The 23,037-nt window shown below is 73.5% G+C and carries 23 protein-coding genes; 11 read left to right on the forward strand and 12 right to left on the reverse strand.

Annotated features, from left to right (window positions below):
- Positions 1-119: 119 nt before the first annotated feature.
- The 5 genes from ACFXDJ_RS12830 to ACFXDJ_RS12850 all read right to left on the reverse strand — a co-directional run bounded on the left by ACFXDJ_RS12830 (position 120) and on the right by ACFXDJ_RS12850 (position 3,612).
- A complete protein-coding gene (locus ACFXDJ_RS12830; protein ID WP_384663466.1) occupies positions 120-818 on the reverse strand; it encodes a DUF4191 domain-containing protein in 699 nt (232 codons plus the stop codon).
- Positions 819-828: 10 nt separating this feature from the next.
- Positions 829-1,026 carry a hypothetical protein gene (locus tag ACFXDJ_RS12835; protein ID WP_214950030.1) on the reverse strand — a complete coding sequence of 66 codons (198 nt, stop codon included), beginning with the start codon at positions 1,024-1,026 and terminating at the stop codon, positions 829-831.
- Between the two features lie 259 nt (positions 1,027-1,285).
- The gene (lipA, locus tag ACFXDJ_RS12840) at positions 1,286-2,233 is read right to left on the reverse strand and encodes a lipoyl synthase (RefSeq protein ID WP_384663464.1); all 948 of its coding nucleotides are present in this window, start codon (positions 2,231-2,233) and stop codon (positions 1,286-1,288) included.
- A 121-nt stretch (positions 2,234-2,354) separates the two neighbouring features.
- Positions 2,355-3,152, reverse strand: a complete 798-nt coding sequence (gene lipB / locus ACFXDJ_RS12845) for a lipoyl(octanoyl) transferase LipB (protein ID WP_384663462.1) — start codon at positions 3,150-3,152, stop codon at positions 2,355-2,357.
- Between the two features lie 88 nt (positions 3,153-3,240).
- Positions 3,241-3,612 (reverse strand): hypothetical protein, encoded by a 372-nt coding sequence (locus ACFXDJ_RS12850; protein WP_384663460.1) that lies wholly within the window; start codon positions 3,610-3,612, stop codon positions 3,241-3,243.
- A 173-nt stretch (positions 3,613-3,785) separates the two neighbouring features.
- Between ACFXDJ_RS12850 and ACFXDJ_RS12855 the strand changes: the two genes are divergently transcribed.
- Positions 3,786-5,270 carry a regulator gene (locus ACFXDJ_RS12855; protein WP_384849016.1) on the forward strand — a complete coding sequence of 495 codons (1,485 nt, stop codon included), beginning with the start codon at positions 3,786-3,788 and terminating at the stop codon, positions 5,268-5,270.
- Positions 5,271-5,300: 30 nt separating this feature from the next.
- On the opposite strand, the gene ACFXDJ_RS12860 is transcribed toward ACFXDJ_RS12855, so the two are convergent.
- The 3 genes from ACFXDJ_RS12860 to ACFXDJ_RS12870 form a co-directional block, all read right to left on the reverse strand.
- Positions 5,301-6,551 (reverse strand): FAD-dependent oxidoreductase, encoded by a 1,251-nt coding sequence (locus ACFXDJ_RS12860; RefSeq protein ID WP_384849019.1) that lies wholly within the window; start codon positions 6,549-6,551, stop codon positions 5,301-5,303.
- Between the two features lie 186 nt (positions 6,552-6,737).
- Positions 6,738-7,631 carry a TIGR01777 family oxidoreductase gene (locus ACFXDJ_RS12865; protein ID WP_384664059.1) on the reverse strand — a complete coding sequence of 298 codons (894 nt, stop codon included), beginning with the start codon at positions 7,629-7,631 and terminating at the stop codon, positions 6,738-6,740.
- A 366-nt stretch (positions 7,632-7,997) separates the two neighbouring features.
- The gene (locus ACFXDJ_RS12870) at positions 7,998-8,669 is read right to left on the reverse strand and encodes a VIT family protein (protein WP_384649406.1); all 672 of its coding nucleotides are present in this window, start codon (positions 8,667-8,669) and stop codon (positions 7,998-8,000) included.
- Between the two features lie 151 nt (positions 8,670-8,820).
- Between ACFXDJ_RS12870 and ACFXDJ_RS12875 the strand changes: the two genes are divergently transcribed.
- Complete coding sequence (locus ACFXDJ_RS12875) at positions 8,821-9,933, forward strand: PP2C family protein-serine/threonine phosphatase (protein ID WP_384649300.1); 1,113 nt, start codon at positions 8,821-8,823, stop codon at positions 9,931-9,933.
- Between the two features lie 183 nt (positions 9,934-10,116).
- Here the strand turns inward: ACFXDJ_RS12875 and ACFXDJ_RS12880 are convergent, their stop codons facing one another.
- A complete protein-coding gene (locus tag ACFXDJ_RS12880; RefSeq protein WP_384649302.1) occupies positions 10,117-10,398 on the reverse strand; it encodes a hypothetical protein in 282 nt (93 codons plus the stop codon).
- Positions 10,399-10,517: 119 nt separating this feature from the next.
- Between ACFXDJ_RS12880 and ACFXDJ_RS12885 the strand changes: the two genes are divergently transcribed.
- Both ACFXDJ_RS12885 and ACFXDJ_RS12890 read left to right on the forward strand, forming a co-directional pair.
- Entirely contained in the window at positions 10,518-10,889 is a 372-nt protein-coding gene (locus ACFXDJ_RS12885; protein ID WP_384649303.1) for an ArsC/Spx/MgsR family protein, read from the forward strand.
- A gap of 109 nt (positions 10,890-10,998) precedes the next feature.
- Positions 10,999-11,526: a hypothetical protein gene (locus ACFXDJ_RS12890; RefSeq protein WP_384649305.1), complete on the forward strand. Its 528-nt coding sequence runs from the start codon at positions 10,999-11,001 to the stop codon at positions 11,524-11,526.
- A 19-nt stretch (positions 11,527-11,545) separates the two neighbouring features.
- On the opposite strand, the gene ACFXDJ_RS12895 is transcribed toward ACFXDJ_RS12890, so the two are convergent.
- Positions 11,546-12,487, reverse strand: a complete 942-nt coding sequence (locus tag ACFXDJ_RS12895; RefSeq protein WP_384649408.1) for a Gfo/Idh/MocA family protein — start codon at positions 12,485-12,487, stop codon at positions 11,546-11,548.
- 254 nt (positions 12,488-12,741) lie between these two features.
- Between ACFXDJ_RS12895 and glnII the strand changes: the two genes are divergently transcribed.
- Positions 12,742-13,761 (forward strand): glutamine synthetase, encoded by a 1,020-nt coding sequence (gene glnII, locus ACFXDJ_RS12900; RefSeq protein WP_384649307.1) that lies wholly within the window; start codon positions 12,742-12,744, stop codon positions 13,759-13,761.
- 514 nt (positions 13,762-14,275) lie between these two features.
- Positions 14,276-14,875, forward strand: coding sequence for a winged helix-turn-helix domain-containing protein (locus tag ACFXDJ_RS12905; RefSeq protein ID WP_384649309.1), 600 nt, complete (start codon positions 14,276-14,278; stop codon positions 14,873-14,875).
- Between the two features lie 113 nt (positions 14,876-14,988).
- Here ACFXDJ_RS12905 and ACFXDJ_RS12910 read toward each other — a convergent pair whose 3' ends face one another.
- Both ACFXDJ_RS12910 and ACFXDJ_RS12915 read right to left on the reverse strand, forming a co-directional pair.
- Positions 14,989-16,494 carry a PepSY-associated TM helix domain-containing protein gene (locus ACFXDJ_RS12910; protein WP_384649311.1) on the reverse strand — a complete coding sequence of 502 codons (1,506 nt, stop codon included), beginning with the start codon at positions 16,492-16,494 and terminating at the stop codon, positions 14,989-14,991.
- 78 nt (positions 16,495-16,572) lie between these two features.
- A complete protein-coding gene (locus ACFXDJ_RS12915) occupies positions 16,573-17,322 on the reverse strand; it encodes a hypothetical protein (RefSeq protein WP_384649313.1) in 750 nt (249 codons plus the stop codon).
- Between the two features lie 65 nt (positions 17,323-17,387).
- Here ACFXDJ_RS12915 and ACFXDJ_RS12920 point away from each other — a divergent pair, with 65 nt between their 5' ends.
- From ACFXDJ_RS12920 to ACFXDJ_RS12940, 5 genes are all read left to right on the forward strand, one after another.
- The gene (locus ACFXDJ_RS12920; RefSeq protein WP_384649315.1) at positions 17,388-18,008 is read left to right on the forward strand and encodes a rhomboid-like protein; all 621 of its coding nucleotides are present in this window, start codon (positions 17,388-17,390) and stop codon (positions 18,006-18,008) included.
- A gap of 44 nt (positions 18,009-18,052) precedes the next feature.
- Positions 18,053-18,853: a tyrosine-protein phosphatase gene (locus ACFXDJ_RS12925; RefSeq protein WP_384649317.1), complete on the forward strand. Its 801-nt coding sequence runs from the start codon at positions 18,053-18,055 to the stop codon at positions 18,851-18,853.
- A 109-nt stretch (positions 18,854-18,962) separates the two neighbouring features.
- On the forward strand, positions 18,963-20,891 hold the full coding sequence (locus tag ACFXDJ_RS12930; protein WP_384649319.1) for a hypothetical protein: 1,929 nt from the start codon (positions 18,963-18,965) through the stop codon (positions 20,889-20,891).
- A gap of 171 nt (positions 20,892-21,062) precedes the next feature.
- Positions 21,063-21,965: a metal-dependent hydrolase gene (locus ACFXDJ_RS12935; RefSeq protein WP_384649321.1), complete on the forward strand. Its 903-nt coding sequence runs from the start codon at positions 21,063-21,065 to the stop codon at positions 21,963-21,965.
- Positions 21,962-23,020 (forward strand): PDR/VanB family oxidoreductase, encoded by a 1,059-nt coding sequence (locus tag ACFXDJ_RS12940; RefSeq protein ID WP_384649323.1) that lies wholly within the window; start codon positions 21,962-21,964, stop codon positions 23,018-23,020. The genes ACFXDJ_RS12935 and ACFXDJ_RS12940 overlap by 4 nt, the downstream gene beginning before the upstream one ends.
- Positions 23,021-23,037 lie beyond the last annotated feature (17 nt).

Consider the following 23,037-nt stretch of genomic DNA (forward strand, 5'->3'; position numbering starts at 1 on the left):
CCCATCAACCCCCCCCGCGGGCACCCGCGCTGCGTCCCGGTCGCGGGGGCGCGGGGTGGTGTATACGAGACCGGCCCGCGGCTCGGGGCGCCCGTGCGTAGTTGTATACGAAAAGCTGGTCAGCGCATCTTTCCGCCGCGCGGCATGCGCATCCCCTTGGGCATCGGGCCCTTCGGGATCGGCATGTTGCTCAGCAAGTCGCCCATGGCCCGAAGCTTGTCGTTGACCTGGGTGATCTGGGGGCCCGAGAGCACGCGGGGCAGCTTCAGCAGGGTCGTACGGACCTTCTTGAGCGCCACCTCGCCCTCACCGGTACCCACGATGAAGTCGTGGACCGGGATCTCGGGCATGATCCGGGACAGCTTCTTCTTCTCGTTCGCGAGCAGCGCCTTGACCCGGTTCGGGTTGCCCTCGCCGATCAGGACCACGCCGGCCTTGCCGACGGCCCGGTGAACGATGTCCTGCTGCTTGCTCATCGCGACGGCGGGGGTGGTGCTCCAACCCCTGCCCACGTTGTCCAGTACGGCCGCGGCCGCACCCGGCTGTCCCTCCATCTGCCCGAAGGCAGCGCTCTCGGCCCGTCGCCCGAAGATGATCGCCATCGCCAGGAACGCCACCAGGAAGCCCAGAATGCCCAGGTAGACCGGGTGGCCGATCAGGAAGCCGATCGCAAGAAAGACACCGAAGGTGACGATTCCCACGCCCGCGACGATCAGACCGACCTTCGGGTCGGCCTTGCGCGTCATCTTGTACGTCAGGGCGATCTGCTTCAGTCGCCCGGGGTTCGCAGCAGTCTCTGCGTTTGACTTCCTCGCCATGAAGCGAAGTTTACGTGGCCTTCTCGGTCCGGGTCGCAGCGGCCTCGAGTACGTGCTCGGTTTCGACCCGGTCCTTGGCCCTGCGGCGGTCTTCGAGCACCGCGGTCCAGGCGTTGCGGCGGGCGCCGCTCATGAGCAGCGACTCGATGCCCCGGAAGGCGTCGGTGAAGGACGGGATGGCGATGGCGCGTACGGGCGCGGCCTGCATGATGTCGATCCCTTTCACGGAGCTCACATCGGGCGTGCGGAGCGTTGCGTGGAACGTCGTGCGAACGGCGTGCGCACCGGCGCGTACGCGGTGGCGTGCGCGGTGCGTCGAACAATCGTCACTGATTGGTGTTACCAGGGCGTGACTGGCTGGTCAAACAGTGATGAAACATTTACGCGGCCCGCCGGACTCTTCCTTGAAAGAGCCTAGGGGCCGCGTCGATGCGGTGTTACCTGTCAGTAAGGATTTGTGCGCGAGTTCACACGGTCGCGCGCTTCTCCATCGCCTGCTGGTAAAGGCGGCCGGCGCGGTACGAGGAGCGCACCAGCGGTCCGGACATCACACCGGAGAAACCGATGTCCTCGGCCTCCTTCGCCAGCTCCACGAACTCGGCCGGCTTCACCCAGCGCTCCACGGGGTGGTGCCGCGACGAGGGCCGCAGGTACTGGGTGATGGTGATGAGCTCGCAGCCCGCCTCGTGGAGGTCGCGCAGCGCCTGGCTGACTTCCTCGCGCTCCTCGCCCATGCCGAGGATCAGGTTGGACTTGGTCACCAGGCCGTACGCCCGCGCCCGGGTGATGACGTCCAGCGAGCGCTCGTAGCGGAAGCCGGGGCGGATCCGCTTGAAGATCCGCGGCACCGTCTCGATGTTGTGCGCGAACACCTCGGGGCGGGAGGCGAAGACCTCTTCCAGCAGCTCCGGGACCGCGTTGAAGTCCGGGGCGAGCAGCTCGACCTTGGTCTGCCCGGCCGCGCGCTCCGCCGTCTGCTGGTGGATCTGGCGCACGGTCTCCGCGTACAGCCAGGCGCCGCCGTCCGCCAGGTCGTCGCGCGCGACGCCCGTGATGGTGGCGTAGTTCAGGTCCATGGTGACGACCGACTCGCCCACGCGGCGCGGCTCGTCCCGGTCCAGCGCCTCGGGCTTGCCCGTGTCGATCTGGCAGAAGTCGCAGCGCCGGGTGCACTGGTCGCCACCGATGAGGAAGGTGGCCTCGCGGTCCTCCCAGCATTCGTAAATGTTCGGACAACCGGCTTCCTGGCACACCGTGTGCAGTCCTTCGCCCTTCACCAGGGCCTGCATCTTGGTGTACTCGGGACCCATCTTCGCCCGGGTCTTGATCCACTCGGGCTTGCGCTCGATGGGCGTCTGGGCGTTACGGACCTCCAGGCGCAGCATCTTGCGTCCGTCGGGTGCGACTGCGGACACGACCGGCTCCCTGTGACTTCGATTCTTCGGCGCCCACCAGGGTACGCCCGTAATTCGTACGTTCTTACGTCGGCCAACCTGCGGGCGGGCCGGCCCATTCCCCCGGGGGACCGGGCCGCGGCTAGCCGGCGGCCGGCTCTATCTCGCGGGGCCGCAGCTCCGCGTGGACCAGTACGTCGTTCAGGTGGCGTTCGATCACCGGCAGCACCTCGGCGATGGTGATCTCGCGCCCGAGCTCGTACGAGAGCGAGGTCACACCGGCGTCGCGGATGCCGCAGGGCACGATCCGGTCGAACCAGGTGTTGTCGGGGTTCACGTTGATCGCGAACCCGTGCATCGTGACGCCCTTGGCGACCCGGATGCCGATGGCGGCGAGCTTGCGGTCCTCGCGGCGCTGGCCGGCGTTGGACGGGGCGTACTCGGGGCCGTTCAGGCGCGGGTCGAACTCCTCGTCCGCCAGCCGGGGGTCGAAGTCGAGGGAGAGCCCGCCGATCTTCGGACGGTCCTCCACCGGGTCGCCGAGCACCCAGACCCCGCTGCGCCCTTCGACGCGGGTGGTCTCCAGGCCGAACTCGGCGGCCGTGCGGATCAGCGCCTCCTCCAGGCGGCGGACGTGGGCGACCACGTCCACCGGGCGGGGCAGCTTCATGATCGGGTAGCCGACCAGCTGGCCCGGCCCGTGCCAGGTGATCTTGCCGCCGCGGTCCACGTCCACGACGGGCGTGCCGTCGAGCGGCCGCTCGCTGTCGGCGGTGCGCCGGCCGGCGGTGTAGACCGGCTGGTGCTCCAGCAGCAGGCAGGTGTCCGCGATCTCGTCCGCGAAGCGGGCGGCGTGCACCCGGCGCTGTTCTTCCCACGCCACCGTGTACTCGACGGCTTCCGCTCCGAAGCCCAGATGGACAAACCCAAGCTCAGCCACCGCGGCGCCTCCTCGTTGAACCTGCCGACGAACTTGCTGTGTGCACGTATCGCACCAGGCAAGGGTACGGCGGCCCGTGCGCGCCCCGTCAGCCGCCCGTCGCGGGCTCCGCGAAAGGCCCCGGCAGCGGCCCCGGCGGCGTCTCCGGCAGAGGATCCGGCAGCGGCTCCGGCGGCGGCCCCGGCAGCTGTCTCGGCCGCCTGCGCCCCTTCGGCGGCCGGTCCGGGTCCTCGTCCGCCCGGGGCAGCCGCCGGTGCCCCTCGGAGTGGTCGTTGACCCAGCCGCAGACCCCGCACGCGTAGCGCCCGTCGAGACCCGCGATGTACGTCCCGCACCGCCGGCACTCCGCCTCGGTCAGCTCGGGCGCGGCCAGCTCGGGGACGGGCAGCGGGGCCGTGGCGGAATCCGCTTGGTCCTCGCAGCGCTCGGGGGGCTGCTCCCCGGTGGTCCGGCGGGTCATGGGCCGCAGCGTACGCGGGTGGAGGGGGTCGGTCCGTAAAGAGCCCTACCCGTTCTCCACACGATCGGATGAATGTGGGGCAGAGAGGGCGGTGTGGGTCAAGTTCGCCGCTACATTCACGCCGTTCAGAGGGCCGGTACTCCGGTCCATCACGTCAGGAAACCGTGGAGCTGATGACGGAACGACCTGCCCAGCGTGTCCCCAACCGGCAGCTGGCGGCACTGATCGCCGAGGCCGGTTTCTCCAACGCCGGACTCGCCCGCCGCGTCGATCAGCTCGGTCTGGAGCACGGTCTCGATCTGCGGTACGACAAGACCTCCGTGACCCGCTGGCTGCGCGGGCAGCAGCCGCGCGGTACGACCCCGGCGCTGATCGCGGAGGTGTTCACCCGGCGCCTCGGGCGGCGGCTGTCGGCCCAGGACCTGGGGCTGGACGCGTGCGCCCCCGTCTACGCCGGGCTGGAGTTCGCGGCCACCCCCGAGGAGGCCGTGGACATCGCCAGCGGGCTGTGGCGCAAGGACTCCGGCTCGCACGCCGAGCTGCGCAAGATCGCCTTCACCCCGGCCGGGCTGGTGGTGCCCAGCCGGGACTGGCTCATCGGGCGGGCCGACGAGCGGGTCGGCCGGGGGGCGGAACAGGCCGCCGCCCGCGTCCCTGAGCAAGGCCGTCCTGAGCAAGGCCGTCCCGAGCAGGGCCGTCCCGTACCGGTCCGGGCCTCGGTGCCCCGGCAGCGGCAGATCGACCGCGGGCCCGGACAGCGGGTCACGGGCGGGGACATCGCGGCGCTCAGGTCGGTGAGCGAGCTGTTCCGCACCCTGGACCACGCCTACGGAGGCGGCCATGCCCGCCAGGCCCTGGTGCGCTACCTGGAGCACGAGGCGGAGCCGATGCTCCGCGGGACCTACGGGGAGACCACCGGGCGGCGGCTGTTCTCGGCCGCCGCCGACCTGACCCGGCTCGCGGGCTGGACCTCGTACGACATCGCCGCGCACGGGCTCGCCCAGCGGTACTTCGTGCAGGCGCTGCGCCTCGCCCAGGCCGCCGCGGACCGGCCCTACGGGGCGTACGTGCTGGTCACCATGAGCCGGCAGGCGGTCTACCTCGGCCACGGCCGGGAGGCGGTGCAGCTGGCCCGGGTGGCCCAGCAGGGCGTCGGCTCGGGCCCGCCGCCGGTGGTGCAGGCGCTGCTGCACTCGGCGGAGGCCCGCGGGCACGCGGTGCTCGGCGAGGTCAGGGCGGCGACGGCCTCCCTGGTGCGGGCCGAGCGGGCGCTGGGCGCGGCCCGGCCGGGTGACGACGTGCCGCACTGGGCCCGGTCCTACGACGAGGGGCAGCTGGCGGACGAGTTCGGGCACTGCCACCGGGACCTCCAGCAGTACCGGGCCTCGGCGCAGCACGCGGAGCGCTCGCTCCAGCTGCGGGCACCGGGGTACGCGCGCTCGCGGCTGTTCTGCCGGGTGGTGCTGGCCACGGCGCGGCTGGGGCTGGGCGAGCTGGACCAGGCGTGCGCGCTGGGCGCGGAGGCGGCGCAGCAGGCGATGGAGATGCGGTCGGTGCGGGCGGTGGAGTACGTACGGGACTTCGAGCGCCGGCTGGAGCCGTACCGGGACGCGTCGGCCGTGCGGACGTACCGGGACCGGGTCGCGGCGCTGTCGTAGCCGCGGCCCGGTCCCGGAGAGGCGGTTCCCTCAGGCCGCCACCGGAAGCAGGGCTTCCGGGGCGGCCGGGAGCGGGATGCCGAAGTCCTTCAGGAGGGCTCCGGCGGCGCGGCGCGCCGAACGCAGGGCGCCCTCGACGGTGTTGGTGTCCCGGTGGTCGCCGCACACGTAGAGCCCGGCGAGGACCCGGACCGGGCGGCGCGTGTCCTGCGGCGGGGGCATGGCGGGGACGGCCTCGGGGGTGTGGTGGACGGCGAGGAGCTCCCACTCCCGGGTCGAGGTCTCGTAGAGCCGGGCCAGGCGCGAGGCGACCGTACGCGTGGGCGGCGGGGGGCCGAGCACGGTGGTGGTGACCAGGCTGCGGCCGGCGGGGGCGCGCGTCGGGTCGACGGCGCTCATCACGGCGGTGTGGGCGACGGGCCACTTGGGGTCGCCGTCCAGGAGCAGCGAGCCGTCCCGGGGCAGGGTCCCGGTGGTGGCGTGGTGGATGACCGTCACCTCGTGGAAGCCGGGCACGCGCAGCCCCGGGAGCAGTTCGGCGGCGGCCCGGGCCCCGGTGGCCAGGACGGCGGAGCGGCAGCTGAAGTCCCCGTGCCCCTCGGTGGTGACGAGGTTGGTGGCCACCGACCGGACCCGGACCCCGGTGCGTACGGTGCCGGGCGGCAGCGCGGCGGCGAGCAGTCCGGGCAGGGTGGCGGCGCCGCCCTCGGGCACGGCGAGGCGGCCGCGGGCGAAGGTGCGCAGGGCGAGGTCGGCGACGCGGCTGGAGGTGGCGAGCGCGGGGTCGCGCAGGAGCGCGGCGAGGAGCGGGCGCAGCGCCGTACCGAGGCTCCGGGAGCTCAGGGCGGCTTGCGCGGTGCGCTCCGGGCGGGCGAGGAGGCGTTCCTCTGGCTGCGCGGCGAGGCGGCCGAGGGCGGCGCCGATCCGGGCTTGGTCGAGGGAGCCGCTGGTCAGGGCGCGGGCGGGGGTGAGTGCGCCGGCGTGCAGGATCCTGCCGTCGGTGTGGATGAGGGCGCCGGGTGCGAAGGGCCGCAGGACCAGGCCCTCCAGGCCGGGGGTGCGGGCCGGCTCGGCGTAGGCGGTGTTGAGCAACTGGCCGACCCGGTCGAGCCGGAAGCCGTCCACGGTCTCGGTGGCCATCCGTCCCCCGGGGTCGTCCGCGCCCTCCAGGACGATGACCGTGACCCCGGCCGCGATCAGGTGGTGCGCGGCCGCGAGTCCGGAGACTCCGGCTCCTACGATGACCACGTCCGCATGGTGTGCGTGTGCGCTGTTGAGCACGTGCCCCTCCCCGAGGTCGGCCCGGCTGTGTGGGAATCCTCCTTCCCCCAACCGGCTCCAGCGGAACCCGAGTTTGCCGTGCTATTGCGAGCGAAGCGGTCAACTACGGTCGCACGGCGGTCGCATTCGGCTCACGTACGGTCGCACGCGGGCGCCGGACGCTCCCCCCGAGGACCCCGCACCCGCCTAGCTCTCCAGCGCCGCCCTGATCGACTCGTCGATCCCCGGGTACCGGAAGACGAAGCCGGACTCCAGCAGCCGGGCGGGGCGCACCCGCTGACTGCCCAGCACGTCCTGGGCGAACTCGCCGAGCACGAGGCGCATGGCCGGAGCCGGCACGGCGAACACCGCCGGACGGTGCAGGGCCCGGCCCATCGCGGCCGTGACCTCGCGGTTGGTCAGGGGCTCGGGGGCGGTCAGGTTCACCGGGCCGGTCATCGCCGGGTTGTCGATGACGTACCGCAGGGCGGCGAGCTCGTCGTACATCGAGATGTGCGACCAGTACTGGCGGCCGTTGCCGAGCCGGCCGCCGATCCCGGCCTTGAAGATCGGGAAGAGCTTGCCCCAGGCCCCGCCCTCGGCCGCGACGACCAGCCCGGTACGGGCGAACACCGTCCGGACGCCGGCGTCCAGCGCGGGGGCGGCGGCCGCCTCCCACGCGATGCACACCTCGGGGAGGAAGCCCTCTCCCGCCGGGGCGCTCTCGTCGACGGCCCGGTCGCCCGTATCGCCGTAGTAGCCGATGGCGGTCCCGCAGACGAACACCTCGGGCGGCTCGGCCATGGCGGCGACGGCACGCGCCATGGCGTCCGTGCCGTTGACCCGGCTGTCGCGGATCTCCCGCTTGTACGCGTCCGTCCACCGGTGGTCTCCAACCCCGGCTCCGGCGAGGTGCACGACGGCTTGGCAGCCGGTGAGTCCGGCGGGATCGACGTAGCCGGCGGCCGGATCCCACCGCGCCTCGTCGGAGGTCGCGGCCGCCCGCCGCACGAAGCGGACGACCTCGTGCCCGTCGGCCTTCAAGGACCGCCCGAGGGCGCTGCCGATGAGCCCGGTGGCACCGGTGATCGCGATACGCATGCCCTCATCTTGGCAGCCGCGGCCGCGGGGCGGCCCTGCGGTGGCGCCGCGCCGCGCGGCTCCGCTCCCGGGGGCCAGCCCCCGGCCCCCCGCGCCTCAAACGCCGGCGAGGCTTGATTTGCCTCCGGCGGCGCCTCAAACGCCGGCGGGGCTGGATTTTGCCCGGCGGGGCAATCCAGTCCCGCCCCCATTCACGTGCAGGCTGACGCCGGCCAATTCCAGCCTCGCCGGCGTTTGAGGCGCGGGTCTGGGCGGAGCCCAGGGAACGGTGGAAGGGCGGGTAGGGGACGAGCCCCGCAGGGCCGACCACCCGCGCCAGGCCACCTGGCCCCGCGGCCAGGCGACGGCGGCGGCACCCCGCCCGTGTCAGGATGAGGCTCCGCCCAGCCAGGTGCCGACCGCGTAGGTCACGGCCATCGCCAGCGCGCCCCCGGCAACGTTCCGCAGGACCGCGCGAGCCACCGCCGCCCCGCCCAGCCGTGCGCTGAGCACCCCGCACAGGGTCAGCGCCACCAGCACCGCCGCCACCGTCACCGGCACCCGCCCCGACGGCCCCGGCAGGACGATCGCCAGGAGCGGCAGCAGCGCCCCCACCGTGAAGGCCACCAGGCTCGCCAGTGCCGCGTGCCACGGATTGGCCAGTTCGTCGGGGTTGATCCCCAGCTCCACGCGCGCATGCGCCCGCAGCGCGTCCCGTTCCGTCAGCTGCTCCGCGGCCTCGCGCGCCACCGCCCCGCTCAGCCCCCGCTGCACCAGGAGCCCGGTCAGCTCCTCCAGCTCCTCCTCCGGGGACTCCGCCAACTCCCGCCGCTCCAGCTCCAGCGCCGCCTTCTCGGAGTCCCGCTGGGAGCTGACCGACACGTACTCCCCCGCCGCCATCGACAGCGCGCCCGCCAGCAGCCCCGCGACGCCCGCCGCGAGGATCGCCGACCGCGAGGTCGTGGCCCCGGCGACGCCGACCACCAGGCCCGCCGTGGAGATGATCCCGTCGTTCGCGCCGAGCACCCCCGCGCGCAGCCAGTTCAGCCGCGTGCTGATCGCCGCGCTCTGCGTGCCTCCGTCAACGCTCGCCCCGCCCTCGGGGGCCGCGCCACCGTCCGTCGTTTCCGTCACGCCCCCACTGTCGTGGCCACCGCCGCGCGGGGCCACCCGGCGTGCGCGCCTTCCGTGCCGGTACCAGGGTGGAGGGGTGAGACGCGTACGCGAGGAGCCGGGCTGGCTGCGCGGGGCGCCGCCGCCGCGCTGGGCCCGGCTCGCGCCCGCGGTGGCGCTGTTCGTGCTGGTCTGCGCCCAGCGCATCACCCCGGGCGATGTCGAATTCGGCTACTTCCTGGCCGGGCTCCCCCCGGTCGCCGCCTTCGCGTACGGTGCCGCCGGCACCGCCGTCTTCGCCGGGGTGGTGCTCGTACTCCTCGGCCTGCCCGCCATCGGCATCGCGCACCCCCGCGGCTCCGACCTCGCCACCGTCGCCGCGATCGGCCTGCTGAGCGTGGTGGTCGCCTGGGTCCGAAAACGTCGTGACGCCCAGCTGATCAACGTCCGGACCGTCGCCGAGGCCGCCCAGCTGGCGGTGCTGCCGCCCGTCCCCGGGCGGGTCGGCCAGGTCCGCTGCTCCGGTCTCTACCGGGCGGCCCAGCGCGGCACCCTGGTGGGCGGCGACCTCTACGACGTCCGGGTCGGCCCCTTCGGCGTGCGCGCGGTGGTCGGCGACGTCCAGGGCCACGGTCTCGCCGCCGTCGGCACGGTGGCCTCGCTGCTCGGCGCCTTCCGCGAGGGGGTCCTGGACGACGCGGAGCTCGCGGCCGTGGCGGCCCGGCTGGACCGGCGGCTGCTGGCGGACGCGGCGTCCTCGGCGGTGGAGCACGCGGAGCTGTTCGCGACGGCGGTGCTGCTGGAGTTCCCGCCGGGGCTGGGCCTCGTACGGATCATGTCGTGCGGGCATCCCCCGCCCCTGCTGCTACGGGGCTTCGTGGTCTCGGAGCTCGACGTGGAGCCGGGCCCCCCGCTCGGCCTCGGGCTGGCCGGTCCGGCCCCGGCGCAGCCCACCGAGCTCCCGGTCCGGCCCGAGGACCGGGTCCTGCTGTACACGGACGGGGTGACGGAGGCCCGCGACGCGGCGGGCAACTTCTACCCGCTGGCCGCGCGGGTCCCCGTACTCGCGACGGACCCGGCGGGGCTGGCGCGGGCGGTGTGGCGGGACCTGGCCTCCTTCACCGGGGGCGGACCGCGCGACGACGTGGCGCTGCTGGTGCTGTCACCGGACGGGAACCCCGCCGGAGGCGACGCGCACCGTCCGCCGTGACGGCCACCCGTTCGGGCCATTCACCCTGTGCCGGTGTGCCGGTGTGCCGGTGTGCCGGTGTGCCGGTGCGCCGGTGCGCCGGTGCGCCGGTGTTTCGCCCGAGGCGGGCCGGGGCGACGGCTCGCGCCGCCGCTCCCGACCCGCCCGCCCTGCCTGCCCTGCCGACCCCGCCCGCCCCGCTGCCTACGCGGCTTCGCGGATGAAGGAACGGACCAGCTTGCAGGTGACGTTGGACGGCCGGTGGATGCCCGTCCGGACGGCCATCGCGCGGATCTTGCGGTTGGTGGCGCGCCGGACGTCATAGGTGCCCGAGTCGAGCAGGGATATCGCCAGCCGCATCGCCTTCAGCCGCCGGTTGTGGCTCTCGTACCACTCGCGCGGCAGCCCCGCCGGCAGCGGCTTCTTCTTGACGGTCTCGACGGTGCGCGTGACCGTACCCCTCGTAGTGGCAGTGGCAGTGGCCATCTACAGCCTCCCAAACGGTAGTTGGCGTCCTGTCGTTCTCCCTCGATTTTACCGGGGACCACTGACAAAGGACCTGGCCAGGCGCCGCCTCCCCCCGGCATCTCGTTAGGCTTCGGAGCATGGAGATCTGGATCAATCCGGCCTGTTCGAAGTGCCGCAGCGCGTTGACCCTGCTGGACGCGGAGGGCGCCGAGTACACCGTCCGCCGCTACCTGGAGGACGTACCTTCCGAGACCGAAATTCGCGAGGTCCTGGGCCGTCTGGGCCTGGAGCCGTGGGACATCACCCGCACCTCGGACCCGCTCGCCAAGGAGACCGGTGTACGCGACCTCCCGCGCGAGGAGACCGAAGCGGCCCGGCAGCTCTGGATCAGCCACCTGGCGGCGCACCCGAAGCTGATCCAGCGCCCGATCATCACCGCCGAGGACGGCACGGCGGTGGTGGCCCGTTCGGAGGAGGCGGTCCGGGAGGCGCTGTCGCGCAAGGGATAGCCGGGACGGGAGACCAGACCCCACCGCTCACACGGACCCCACCCCTTACCCCCTACGCTTGCCGAGGTCAGCCCAAACGGGGATGAATCAGACCCAAGGACCGCCCTCCGTGACCGAGCAGTCTCCGGAAACCCCCGAAGCGCCCCTCCTCCCCCCGCCCCGCCGGAACGCCGACTGGATGTTCGGCGGGGTGTACGGGACGGTCCTCGCGTCCGGGCTGCTCGCCGCGCTCGACCAGAAGAACGCGGAGTTCACCCCCTTCTACGACGCCAACTGGGTCCTCGTCACCGCCGCCACCGCCGCGCTCGCGCACGGGTACTCGCACCACATGGCCACCCACCAGCCCGGTTCCGCCGGGCACCGGTGGCGGCTGCTCGGGCGGGCGCTGTGGAACGAGTGGCCGATGATCGCGGCCACCCTTCCCACCGTCCTGCTGCTGTTCGTCACCGGGCTCACCGGCTGGGACTCGCACGGGGTCACCGCGATCGGGCTCGGCCTGAACACGGCGCTGCTGTTCGCCTGGGGCTGCTTCGTGGCCCTGCGGGTCGGCTACAAGCTCGGCTCCGCCCTCCTGATCGGCGTCGCCGACGCCACGATCGGGCTGGCCATCATCGTGGCCAACGCCCTCATCAAATGACGCCCTGATCAAGTAGGGGTCAGGAGGGGAGCTGTCCCTCCGCCTCCGCCAGGATCTCCGTCAGCCGTGCTCCGAACTCCGCCCCCCGGGTGTCCGGCACCCCGGTGCGGGCGGCCGTGAGCAGCGCGTCCAGGGCCCGGCCGTAGGCGCCCGGGACGTTGCTCCACTCCGGGAGCCCGAAGACGCCCTCGGCCCCGCGCAGTTCCAGGCCCACTCCGGCGGCGGCGCGCGGGGAGCTCAGGCTCAGGACGGCGGTGCTGGCCGCACCGGAGGTGTGGCGCAGGGCCAGCTGGACCACGTCGGACGGGCCGCGGGTGGCGCTGACCGAGGTGACGTCGCCGAGGACGGGGATGAGTACGGACAGGGCGTGCGGACCCACGTCCCACAGCCCGCCCTTGGCCTTGCGCCAGGGCGAGTCGGCGTAGGCGCTGGGCTCGCCGTCGGGCGGGAAGACCGCGCCGAGCCAGTGGGCGGCCGCGGTGAACCAGCCCGAGCGCTCCGCCTGCTGCTCCACCCAGCCGGCGGTCGGCTCGGCGAAGCGGAGGGTCAGGAAGACGACGGAGGCGACCCGGTGTTCGACCACGGCGTCGGCGACGGCACGGGCGTCGGCCGCGGTCGTCGCGACGGGCTTGTCGAGCAGCAGGTGGCATCCGGCGGCCGCCGCGCGCACCGCGAGCGGGGCCTGCACGTCGGGCGGCAGGGCGAAGGCCACGGCGTCGCAGTCGGCGAACAGCGCGTCGGGGTCTTCGTACACCTTCACGCCGTACCGGCGCGCCAGCTCGGCCGCGGCTTCGGGCCGCCGGCCCCAGACTCCGGCGAACTCGGAGCCGGGGTGCGCGGCGAGGGCGGGGGCGTGGGTGCGGTGGGCCCACGGGCCGGTCCCCAGCAGTCCGACACGGGGGCGCGGTCCGGAAGCGGCCGCTGCGGCACCGTCTTCGGCGGACTTCAAATCGTACGAAATGCTCACCTGGTCAGTCTGCCCCACCCGGACGGGTGCCCCGCGGTCAACCCGCACAGCCGCGCCCACCTGCGGCGTAAACCTCGGTAACACGGGGTTCACACACGGGCAACGGAAGAGAAATCGCGAGGGGGCACGCTGCGGTCACAGCGCAGTTCGAACTGCGCCGCAGAACGAATTCGCAGCACGCGAACCGCAGGACGCAACGCAGCACCCGCAGAGTCTGCGCCGGAGCGACGCACCGAAGGATGGGGCCCGTGAGCTACAAGGCTGAGTACATCTGGATCGACGGAACCGAGCCGACGGCGAAGCTGCGCTCCAAGACCAGGATCCTGGCGGACGGCGACGCGCTGCCGATCTGGGGCTTCGACGGTTCGAGCACCAACCAGGCCGAGGGCCACGCCTCCGACCGCGTCCTCAACCCGGTGTTCTCCTGCCCGGACCCGATCCGCGGCGGCGACCACGTCCTCGTCCTGTGCGAGGTCCTGAACATCGACATGACCCCCCACGAGTCGAACACCCGCGCGCAGCTGCGTCCGATCGCCGAGAAGTTCGCGGCCCAGGCCCCGATCTTCGGCATCGAGCAGGAGTACACCTTCTTCGACGGGGCCCGCCCGCTCGGCTTCCCGGTCAACGGCTTCCCGGCCGCGCAGGGCGGCTACTACTGCGGTGTCGGCTCGGACGAGATCTTCGGCCGCGAGATCGTCGAGAAGCACCTGGACCACTGCCTCGCGGCGGGCCTGGCGATCTCCGGCATCAACGCCGAGGTCATGCCCGGCCAGTGGGAGTTCCAGGTCGGCCCGGTCGGCCCGCTGGAGGTCTCCGACCAGCTGTGGATCGCGCGCTGGCTGCTCTACCGCACCGCCGAGGACTTCAACGTCTCCGCGACGCTGAACCCGAAGCCTGTCAAGGGCGACTGGAACGGCGCGGGCGCGCACACCAACTTCTCCACGAAGGCGATGCGCGAGAGCTACCCGGCGATCATCTCCGCGTGCGAGTCGCTGGGCGAGGGCAGCAAGCCCCTCGACCACGTCAAGAACTACGGGGCGGGCATCGACGAGCGCCTGACGGGCCTGCACGAGACCGCCCCGTGGAACGAGTTCAGCTACGGCGTCTCCGACCGCGGCGCCTCCGTCCGCATCCCGTGGCAGGTGGAGAAGGACGGCAAGGGCTACATCGAGGACCGCCGCCCGAACGCGAACGTGGACCCGTACGTGGTCACCCGCCTCATCACGGACACCTGCTGCACCGCCCTGGAGAAGGACGGCCTGGTCTAACCCCCAGCCTCCACCCCGCACGCCCCACCGCCCGCCGAGCCCCCCGTGGCCCGGCGGGCGTTGTCATGAAGGCTCGCCGTCGTGTGGGACGGATCCGCCCGCGATGCGATACGGGTGACCGGGCTGGACTGGCGGAAGCGGCTGACCGGGTGAGGTTTTGTCAGGATTGCTACGGTCCATTCACGAGGTGATCGCGGAATATGAGATTCCGATCCATGGGGTGAGACGGGGCCTGCGGTGGCGGCCGTACATCTGCTTGAATGGGGCCATGGCCAGCCACTCGCACACCTCGATCGGTCGCACCGACCTCGAACCGTTCTGGCCTTCCCGTCAGGATCACGATTTCGACCGGGTGTGTTGCCGCGCGAAGAACGCGCCGGCCCTCTAAAACCTCCGGGACCTCCTCACCGACCTCTCCCGAGGCCTTCGGTCTGCGCGGTACGACAAAGACGACGCCTGCACGTATGCACGTACGTCTCCTGCCGACCACTCCGCGTGAAAGAGCTGACCACTCATGGCAAACACCCGTTCCTTCGCCTCCGCCGCCTCCACCGCGACCGCACCCCTGACCTACCCGGCCTTCCCCCCCAGTCCGCGCCACCGCCTGCGGTCCGTGGACCGGGACGAGGTGGCCCGGGTCGTGGAGTTCCTCCCGCCCGGTGCCACCTGGCTGCCGGCTCCTCAGCACACCCTGCCCAACCTGCCGGGCCAGCCGCCGATGGTCGGCTACCTGGTCCTCGTACCCGCCGATCAGCAGCCACCGATCGCCTTCGCCCCCCAGTCCGTTCCCGCCGCCCAGGCCGGCGGCCCCGAGGGCGCGGCCGTCACCGGGGACGCCCTGGTCCGCATCGACCCGGCGCAGCGCACCGCCGAGGTGGACGGCCAGGTCCTGGACCTGACCTACCTGGAGTTCGAGCTGCTGGCCCACCTGGTCGCTCACCCGCACCGGGTGCACAGCCGGGACCAGTTGGTGACCACCGTCTGGGGGTACGGCCACGTGGGCGACGGCCGCACCGTCGACGTCCACGTCGCCCGGCTGCGCCGCAAGCTCGGCGCGGCCCATCGCGGCGCGATCCAGACCGTGCGCCGGGTGGGGTACAAGTACGCCCCCTGAGCTCCCGCATGACCTCCGGCCGACGAGGCATGCCTTATGACGGGTGGGCCCGTACTCACGAGGGGGAGTACGGGCCCACGCGCATGCCCGAGCGCTAGGACGGGCTGGAGGCGCTAGACCGTCCGCGAACGGCGGCGCGCAGCGGCGAAGCCCAGCAGCAGGTCCACCGCCAGGAACGCCACCAGGCTGATCCCGAGCAGCGGCAGGAACCAGCCCACGACGGCCGTCGCCGCGGCCAGCGGCAGCAGCAGCGCCACCGGCAGCTTCCGCCAGGCCCCGCGCGGCTGCGGGCGTCCGGCCGAGAGCCTGCGCTCCTTGGTCGGGCGGCGCAGCCACCACATGCGGTAGCCCCAGACGATCGTGCACATCAGCAGGACCGCCAGCACGGCCAGCGCCAGCTGGTTGACCAGCCCGAACGCCAGGCCCATGTGCAGGTCGATGCCGAAGCGGGTGAGCTGCGCGAGCAGCGGGTAGTCGGCGAAGCGGAGTTCGTCCATGACCCGGCCGTCGGCGGGGTCGACGGAGACTGCGTCCAAGTGCACCGGCACCTGCTTGTCCTGCTCCTTGACCACGTACCCCTTGCCCTTGGCGGGCAGGGTGATCCGCAGGTACTCGGTGACTCCGGCGGCACGGGCCGCCGCCACCGCGCGGTCGATGCCCACGTCGGCCACGGGGGCCGGCGGCATCTCCATGCCCTCCATCCCCTCCATGCCTTCGGTCATGACATGGCCCGCGTGGTCCCCGCCCGCGGCGCCGGCCGCGGAGCCGCCGACCGTGGCGGAGACGGCGGGGGTGGCCCCGCCGAGGCCGTCCTTGAGTTCCCCGATGTTCCCGCCGGCGTGCTTCGACCAGGTCAGGCCGGTGGCCGACAGCCCGACGAGGCCGACGGCGAGCCAGACGCCGACCGACCCGTGCCAGGACAGCGTCCGGCGCCGGCCCGTCGCGGCCCGGTCGGGAAGGACCAGCTGTGCCTTGCGCGTGCGCCTGCGGCCGATCCACAGCGCGAGCCCGCCCAGGGCGACGACCCACAGCCAGCTCGCGGCGAGCTCGCTGTAGTTCCGCCCGAACTCCCCCAGCTGGAGGCTGGCGTGGAACTCGCTCAGCCAGGCCCGCAGGGGCAGCGCGTCACCGACGGTGGTGAGCTTCCCGCGCACCTCGGCCGTATACGGATCGACGAACACGGTGAGGGTTTCGCCCTCGGCGAGTCCCGGGCTCTCCATGATCACCCGGGTGGTGGCATCCGCCTCGGGCGCGGGCCACACGGCGGTCACCGAGCCCTGGGGCGCGGCCTTCTTGGCCGCGTCGACCTGGGCGCCGAGCGACAGCGCGCTCGCGCCGACGCGGTCGACCGTCAGCTGGTCGGCGTAGAGGATCTTCTCGGCCTGCCAGGAGCCCGCGTAGAGCAGCCCGGTGGCGGCGGCGAGGAACAGCAGCGGGGCGATCAGCACCCCTGCGTAGAAGTGCAGCCGCAGGAGCAGCGGCCGCAGGGCGGCCCAGGTTCCGGGGGTTCCGGGGGTTCCGGCGGCGGGTTCGGGTGCGGCTGCGGGGTCGGCCGCGGCCCGGGTTTCGGGTGCGTCGGGGTCCGCTGCGCGGACCTGCCCGACCTGGTCGAGAGACATGGGTGTCCTAGGTATTGGCGAAGACATGGGTGACCGGCCCCAGGTCTCGCCGCCTCCTCAAGGAGGTGCGCCGTTCGGTCAGGCGCGGGCGGGCCGGCCGGGGGCCGTGATACGGATCCGGAACGGCGCGGGCGGCCCCCGCCGCTCGGCGGTGTGCGCGTGCAGCGCCCCGCGCAGGGCGCGCGGCCGCTCGTACCCGGGACGGAAGGCCGGCCTCGGCGGTACGGGGGCCACGCGCGTCCGCAGCAGGGCCAGGACCCGGGAGAGCGGCCGGGCCGCGAGCAGCGCTCCGGCCGCGAGGACGGCGGTGAGCCGGAAGACGGCTGCCTCGCCCCAGGCCAACCAGGCCGCGCAGAACAGTCCGGCGAGGACGTGCGCGGCGATCATGCCGAGGCCGTCGTGGGCGTGCCCGGCCATCGCCGTGCCCATGTCCATGCCCGAGCTCATGTCCATGCCCGAGCCCATGCCCGAGCCCATGCCCGAGCCCATGTCCATGCTCATGGCCGAGCCCATGGCGCTCATGTCGTGCGCGCCCGCGCCGCCCATGGAACCGTGAGCCGGGGCGTCGGACGCAGACGCCGACGCGGAGAAGACGAGGTGCAGGACCGCCTGGACGCCCAGCAGGGCCGAGCCGATGGAGAGCAGTCCGCGGCGCCGCCCCGCACCGAGCCAGGCGAGTCCGCCGGTGAGCCCGAATGCGGACAGAAGCCCTATCGCAGGAATGTCCGTACCGGACATGTACGAATGCCCCACCGCACCCAGTGCGACGACCACCGCCGCGAACATCGCGGCCCGGATGGAGCGCAGCGGCGCGGGGCTGGGTGGCATGACCAGGGCATATTGCCATGAGGCCCCGCCTGGCCCGACGCGCGGGGGTGGCCGATCATGACCGGATGAACCGACTGCCGTGGACGGTGCCGCTGAGCGCGGTGTACGCGGGCGGGGTGCAGCTGGGGGCGTACGCCCTGGAACGGCTGGATCCGGCGGCCCGCGAGCGGGTGCTGCGCGCCTGCTCGACCAATGCCGACAACCTCGACGCCGGCCGCTGGGAGACCCTGCCGGTCAGCGCGTTCCTCGTCGAGGAGCCGATGACGCTGCCGTACGCGCTGCTGCTGACGGCGGTCCTCGGCTACGCCGAATACGCGTACGGGGCCTGGTGGACGGCCGCAGCCTTCCTGTTCGGGCATGCCACGGCGACCCTGCTGGTCTACGGCGTGCTGCGCCGGACGGCCGGTCCGCGGACCCGGCGGGCGGTGGACGTGGGCACGAGCTACGGGTTCAACGCCGTGCTCGGCGCGCTGACCTCGGCGCTGCCGCCCGGGCCGGTGCGCACGGCCGCCCGGGCGGGGCTGCTGGCGCTCGCGGTGCGGCCCGTGCTCATGCGGGGCCGGACCTTCACGGACGCCGGGCACCTGGTGGCGATGGGGCTCGGGCTGGGGGTCTCCGTGGCCGCCGATTACCTTTCCGGAGCGAAATCTCCGAAAATCATATGGATGACACGCGTCACCCCTTGAAGCCATAGCAACGCCATGACAACGCCACCGCTGGAGTCGCCACGATGACCGCCACCCCCGCCACGACCGTCGCCAACCTCCGCGACCTCGGCGGCACCCCGCTCTCCGGCGGCCGCACGGTCCGCCCCGGCCTGGTGCTCCGCTCGGGCCAGCTCGACCGGCTCGACGTGGACAGGGACCCGGCGGTGGCCGCGCTGGGCCTGCGCACGGTCATCGACTTCCGCACCGACGCCGAGCGCGCCGATCACCCCGACCGGGTGCCGGCCGGCGCCCGGCTGCTCATAGCCGACGTCCTGGCCGACAAGATGCGCTCCGGGCCGGCCGGCATGCCCGTCGCCGCGCAGCTCAAGGACCTGCTGACCGACCCGGCGGTCGCCGAGGAGCACCTGGGCGGCGGCAAGGCGCAGGCTCTGTTCGGCGGTGTCTACCGCTCTCTGGTGAGCTCCGGCTCCGCGCAGGCCTCGTACCGGACCCTGCTCACCGAGCTCGCCGACCCCGAGGCGGGCCCGCTGCTCTTCCACTGCACGGCGGGCAAGGACCGTACGGGCTGGGGCGCGACCGTGATCCTGTCGCTGCTCGGCGCCGACGACGAGACGCTGATGAGCGAGTACCTGTCGGTCAACTCGGCGGTGCGCCAGGCCTTCGCCCCGATGATCGAGGGGTTCACGGCGGCCGGCGGGGACCCGGACATCGCGCTGGCCCTCATCGGGGTCTTCCCCTCGTACCTGGAGACGGCGATGGACGAGGTGAGCACCCGCTACGGCTCCGTGGAGAAGTACGTGCGCGAGGGCCTCGGAGTTCCCGACGAGACGGTCGAGGCGCTGCGCGCCCGCCTCGTCGCGTAAACCTTTCAGCCCTTTGGGGGCGGTCGGTCCCGGGGGCTCACCGGCGGCCGATCCGAACGTTCGCGCTGGGACCGGGTGACCATCCGACCATTCGCTCGTTCTGCTGAATGTGACTGCGCCGGATACCGCCACCCGCCCCCTCCCGCCCGACGTCGAGCAGGCCGAGGCCGCCATCGTCGAGCACTATCCGCGGCTGGTGCGGCTCGCCTACCTGGTGCTGCCGCCCGCCCTCGGCCGCCACCGCCGGGTCCTCACCGCCCACTCGCTGGCCCAGCGCGCCCTGCCGCGCGGCCGCCGGGACGGGGCGGTCGCCGCCCAGGCCGCGGTGCAGGGCGGGGTTCCCGGGCAGCGGGGCGGGGCGGGTTCCGAGTCCGGGTACGCCTACGTACGCCTGCGCGTGCTGCGGGCCGCCCTGGAGGCCGGGATCCCGCTGACCTTCCGCGCGCTGCCCCGGCGGGCCCAGCTGCCCCCGCTGCTCCCCCAGGTGTGGGGGCTGCGGCTGTTCCCGCGCTCGGGCGGGGCCGAGGAGCTGGCGCTCGACCAGTGGCTGGCCACCCTCGACGGGCCGGGGCGGGCCGCCTGCGTCCTGCGGGCGCTGGAGCGGATGAGCGAGCCGGAGGTCCTGCGGGTGCTGGCGGAGGCCGGGGTCGCGAATCCGGCCTCCGCCGTCGCCGAGTCGGGGGATCCGGGGACCGACGAGCTGTTCGCCTCCCCCGAGTTCGATCCGTGCGTGCTCCAGGCCCGGCCCACCGATCTGCTGCGCCGCCGCCGCTTCGCGCGGGCCGGGATCGCCGCCGGGGCCGCCCTCGTCGTGTGCGGGGCGCTGCTCGCGCTGCCCGGCGGGGGCTGGGGGGCCGACGGGGCCGCGGCCCCGCTGTACGCGAAGAACGCGGCGGCGGAGCAGGCCCTGGATCCCGGGCAGCTGGTCCGGGCCGCGCCGGGGGCCTGGCGCACGTCCTCCCGTACCGACTACTCCGCCTGGCCCGCGCGCGGGGACCGGGCCGATGACACCGCCCTGCTGCGGCGGGCGCTGGCCGTCTGGGCGCGGCCCGGCCGCTCGGTGGTCGTCTCGGCCACCCCGGGCACCCCGTCGGGTCCGCCGATGGGGCCGCCGCAGCTGCTGTTCGCCGGGACGGTCGACCAGGCCGTCGTGGTGCTGCTCTACGACGGGCTGCGCGTGGCCCGGTACGCCGAACCGCGCTCCGGCACCGAGATCGCGGCCCTCGACTTCGCCCGGACCGACGGCGCCTCCGAGGACACGGCGACCGCCCTCGTGCTCAGCCGGGTCGACGGCAACGTCCGCTACCTGGCGGCGCCTTGGGTGACGGGCGCGGCGCTGCGGGACCTGCTCAAGCCCGGCGAGGCCCCCTCCGAGCTGAAGCTGACGCCGGGCGGGATGACTCCGCCGGTGCCGAGCCCGGCCCCGGGAGGCACCTGTACGAGCTGGAACGCGCTGGCCCTGACCGGCGACGGCCAGACCCGGCTGATCACCGACCTGGGCGAACTGACCCCGGCCCGGCTGACCTCGGGGGCGCCGGGCGCCGAGCGGAACGTGACGGAGGGCGCGGAGCTGGGCGACTGGTCGCGGATCGCGTGCCTGCTGCCCTCGGTGCGCTCGCACGGGGTGCGCACGGTCAACGCGTGGACGTACGCGAAGCAGCCGCTGCCCGAGGGCGACGGCTCGGCGACCTGGCTGTGCACGCGGGCGGAGACCTGGCAGGGCACGGCGGACCGGGTGCAGGCGCAGTTCCTGGCCCCGGGGGCCCCGTTGGCGGCGCAGGCCGCGAAGGCGGAGGGCTCGCCGGCGTGCGGGGCGCGGGAGCCCCGGGTGCTGGCCGGGGTGCTGTGGAAGTCGAAGGCCGGGCAGTGGTACGTACTGGCAGCGGGCAGCGCTCAGTTCGCCTCGCTGACGGTGGGCGGCGGCCAGGTGAGCGGGTCCGCGACGGGCAACCGGCTGGCGGTGAAGGCTCCGGCGGGGGCGCAGGTGGAGCTGTCGGGCAAGCTGACGGACGGGTCGAAGGCGGGGGTGCTGCGGTAGCTCCGGCCGGGCGAGTGGCGGGTCCGTGCGGGCACCGCCGGACGGAGTCCGGCGCAGCGGCGCGAAGCCGGTGAGGCCCGCCAGGGCCGCACCGTGCGAGCGGCGCGTCAAGAAGGAGGAAGTGGCGGCAGAGGGGTTTCCCTCCCTCATACCCATCAGTACATTGACGCCATGTCTAATACGCCGCCCGCGTCGCCCGCCCCCGTGGCGTCGGAACACATAGATCTCAAGGCCCGCAACGTGTCCTTCTCCTGGGAGGACACCCCGCTCCACTGGCTGCCCGGCGACCCCTTCGCCAACCACACCATCAACGTGCTGCACCTGCTGCTCCCGGCGGGCGAGCGCTGGTTCGTGCACGTCTACAAGCAGGTGCTCCCGTACATCACGGACGACCGGCTGCGGGAGGACGTGGTCGGGTTCATCGGCCAGGAGGCCATGCACGCGAGCGCGCACGACGACGTGCTCCCCCACCTCAAGCGGCTGGGCCTGGACCCGACCCCGTACACGGCCCAGGTCGACTGGCTCTTCGAGAAGATGCTCGGCGACCGGACGCTGCCGCCGGGCAGGGCGCGCAAGTGGTGGCTGATGGAGCGCGTGGCGATGATCGCGGCGATCGAGCACTACACGGCGTTCCTGGGCAACTGGGTCCTCAACGCCGAGGAGCTGGACCGGCGCGGCGCGGACCCGATGATGCTGGACCTGCTGCGCTGGCACGGCGCGGAGGAGGTGGAGCACCGCTCCGTGGCCTTCGACCTCTTCATGCACGTGGACGGCAACTACCGCCGCCGGGCCAGGACCTGGGCCACCGCCTTCACCGCGCTGGCCTTCCTGTGGCAGCGCGGCTCGCGCTACTTCATGGAACACGACCCCGAACTGCCGCCCGGCTCCAAGGCCTCGGTGGGCCAGTTCTACCGCGCGGGCCGCAAGGGCACCCTGCCGTCCACGGGCGAGATGCTGAAGTCGATCCCGACGTACCTGTCGCGCACCTACCACCCCTCGCAGGAGGGCTCGACGGCCCAGGCCGTCGCCTACCTGGCCTCCTCCCCCGGCGCGAACGGTGGTTTCCGGGCATGAGGCGGGCCACGGCGGTAACGGCGCTCGCGGGCGGCGCGGCGGTATGGCTCGCGAAGCGGGCGATCGGCAGGCGCATCAACGCCGGCTCCCCGCTCTGGCCTCTGCCGGCGCTGGAGACCCCGGTGTCGGGGTACTCGCCGCGCCGGTGGATCCCGACGCTGATCGTCTCGCGCGAGGAGCCGGCGGAAGGGGTCCTGACCCTGGTGCTGGAGTCCCCGGAGCTCCCGGCCTGGGCCCCGGGCGCGCACGTGGACGTGCAGCTGCCTTCGGGGCTGGTCCGCCAGTACTCCCTGTGCGGCGACCCGTCGACGGAGGGCCGCTACACCCTCGCGATCCGCCTCGTCGAGGACGGCCGCGGCGGCTCGCGCGAGGCGCACGCGCAGCTGGTGGAGGGCGCGGAGCTCCCGGTCCGTCCGCCGCGCAACCGCTTCCCGCTGGAGCCCGCGGCCTCGTACGCCTTCGTCGCGGGCGGCATCGGCATCACGCCCGTCCTCCCGATGCTGCGGGCCGCCGAGGCGGCGGGCGCGTCCTGGACCCTCCTCTACGGGGGCCGCTCGCGCGCCTCGATGCCGTTCCTGGCGGAACTCGCGGCGTACGGGGACCGGGTCACGATCGCGGCCGAGGACGAGTCGGGCCTTCCCGACCTGGCCCGCCTGTCGGCGCCGGCGCCCGGCACGCTGGTCTACTGCTGCGGTCCGGCCCCCCTGATGGCCGCGGTCGAGGCGGCGACCCCGGAGGGGATCCAGGTCCACCTGGAACGCTTCGCCCCGACGGCGGCCGGATCCGCGGACGCCCGCCCCTTCACGGTGGAACTCCACCGCTCGGGACGGCTGGTGGAGGTCGCGGCGGACGAATCCGCCCTGACCGCCGTCCGCCGCGAGCTCCCCAACACCCCGTACTCCTGCGAACAGGGCTTCTGCGGCACCTGCCGGCACCGCGTCCTGTCGGGCCCCGTCGACCACCGCGACACCCTCCTCACGGACGGCGAACGCGAGGACTCGATGCTCCTGTGCGTCTCCCGCGCGGCCGCGGACCACCTGGTCCTGGACCTCTGAGGGGCGCTGCGGACGGC

Source organism: Streptomyces sp. NPDC059443, from assembly GCF_042750105.1.
GTDB lineage: Bacteria > Actinomycetota > Actinomycetes > Streptomycetales > Streptomycetaceae > Streptomyces.

Bases quoted from the DNA above. Each gene is read 5' to 3' on its own strand.
- ACFXDJ_RS12865 (WP_384664059.1), bottom strand. From the start codon at position 7,631: ATGCGTATCGCGATCACCGGTGCCACCGGGCTCATCGGCAGCGCCCTC.
- ACFXDJ_RS12920 (WP_384649315.1), top strand. From the start codon at position 17,388: ATGAACCGACTGCCGTGGACGGTGCCGCTGAGCGCGGTGTACGCGGGC.
- ACFXDJ_RS12910 (WP_384649311.1), bottom strand. From the start codon at position 16,494: ATGTCTCTCGACCAGGTCGGGCAGGTCCGCGCAGCGGACCCCGACGCA.
- ACFXDJ_RS12905 (WP_384649309.1), top strand. From the start codon at position 14,276: ATGGCAAACACCCGTTCCTTCGCCTCCGCCGCCTCCACCGCGACCGCA.
- ACFXDJ_RS12830 (WP_384663466.1), bottom strand. From the start codon at position 818: ATGGCGAGGAAGTCAAACGCAGAGACTGCTGCGAACCCCGGGCGACTG.
- ACFXDJ_RS12925 (WP_384649317.1), top strand. From the start codon at position 18,053: ATGACCGCCACCCCCGCCACGACCGTCGCCAACCTCCGCGACCTCGGC.
- ACFXDJ_RS12880 (WP_384649302.1), bottom strand. From the start codon at position 10,398: ATGGCCACTGCCACTGCCACTACGAGGGGTACGGTCACGCGCACCGTC.
- ACFXDJ_RS12855 (WP_384849016.1), top strand. From the start codon at position 3,786: ATGACGGAACGACCTGCCCAGCGTGTCCCCAACCGGCAGCTGGCGGCA.
- ACFXDJ_RS12835 (WP_214950030.1), bottom strand. From the start codon at position 1,026: ATGCAGGCCGCGCCCGTACGCGCCATCGCCATCCCGTCCTTCACCGAC.
- ACFXDJ_RS12885 (WP_384649303.1), top strand. From the start codon at position 10,518: ATGGAGATCTGGATCAATCCGGCCTGTTCGAAGTGCCGCAGCGCGTTG.
- ACFXDJ_RS12850 (WP_384663460.1), bottom strand. From the start codon at position 3,612: ATGACCCGCCGGACCACCGGGGAGCAGCCCCCCGAGCGCTGCGAGGAC.
- ACFXDJ_RS12935 (WP_384649321.1), top strand. From the start codon at position 21,063: ATGTCTAATACGCCGCCCGCGTCGCCCGCCCCCGTGGCGTCGGAACAC.
- ACFXDJ_RS12915 (WP_384649313.1), bottom strand. From the start codon at position 17,322: ATGCCACCCAGCCCCGCGCCGCTGCGCTCCATCCGGGCCGCGATGTTC.
- ACFXDJ_RS12940 (WP_384649323.1), top strand. From the start codon at position 21,962: ATGAGGCGGGCCACGGCGGTAACGGCGCTCGCGGGCGGCGCGGCGGTA.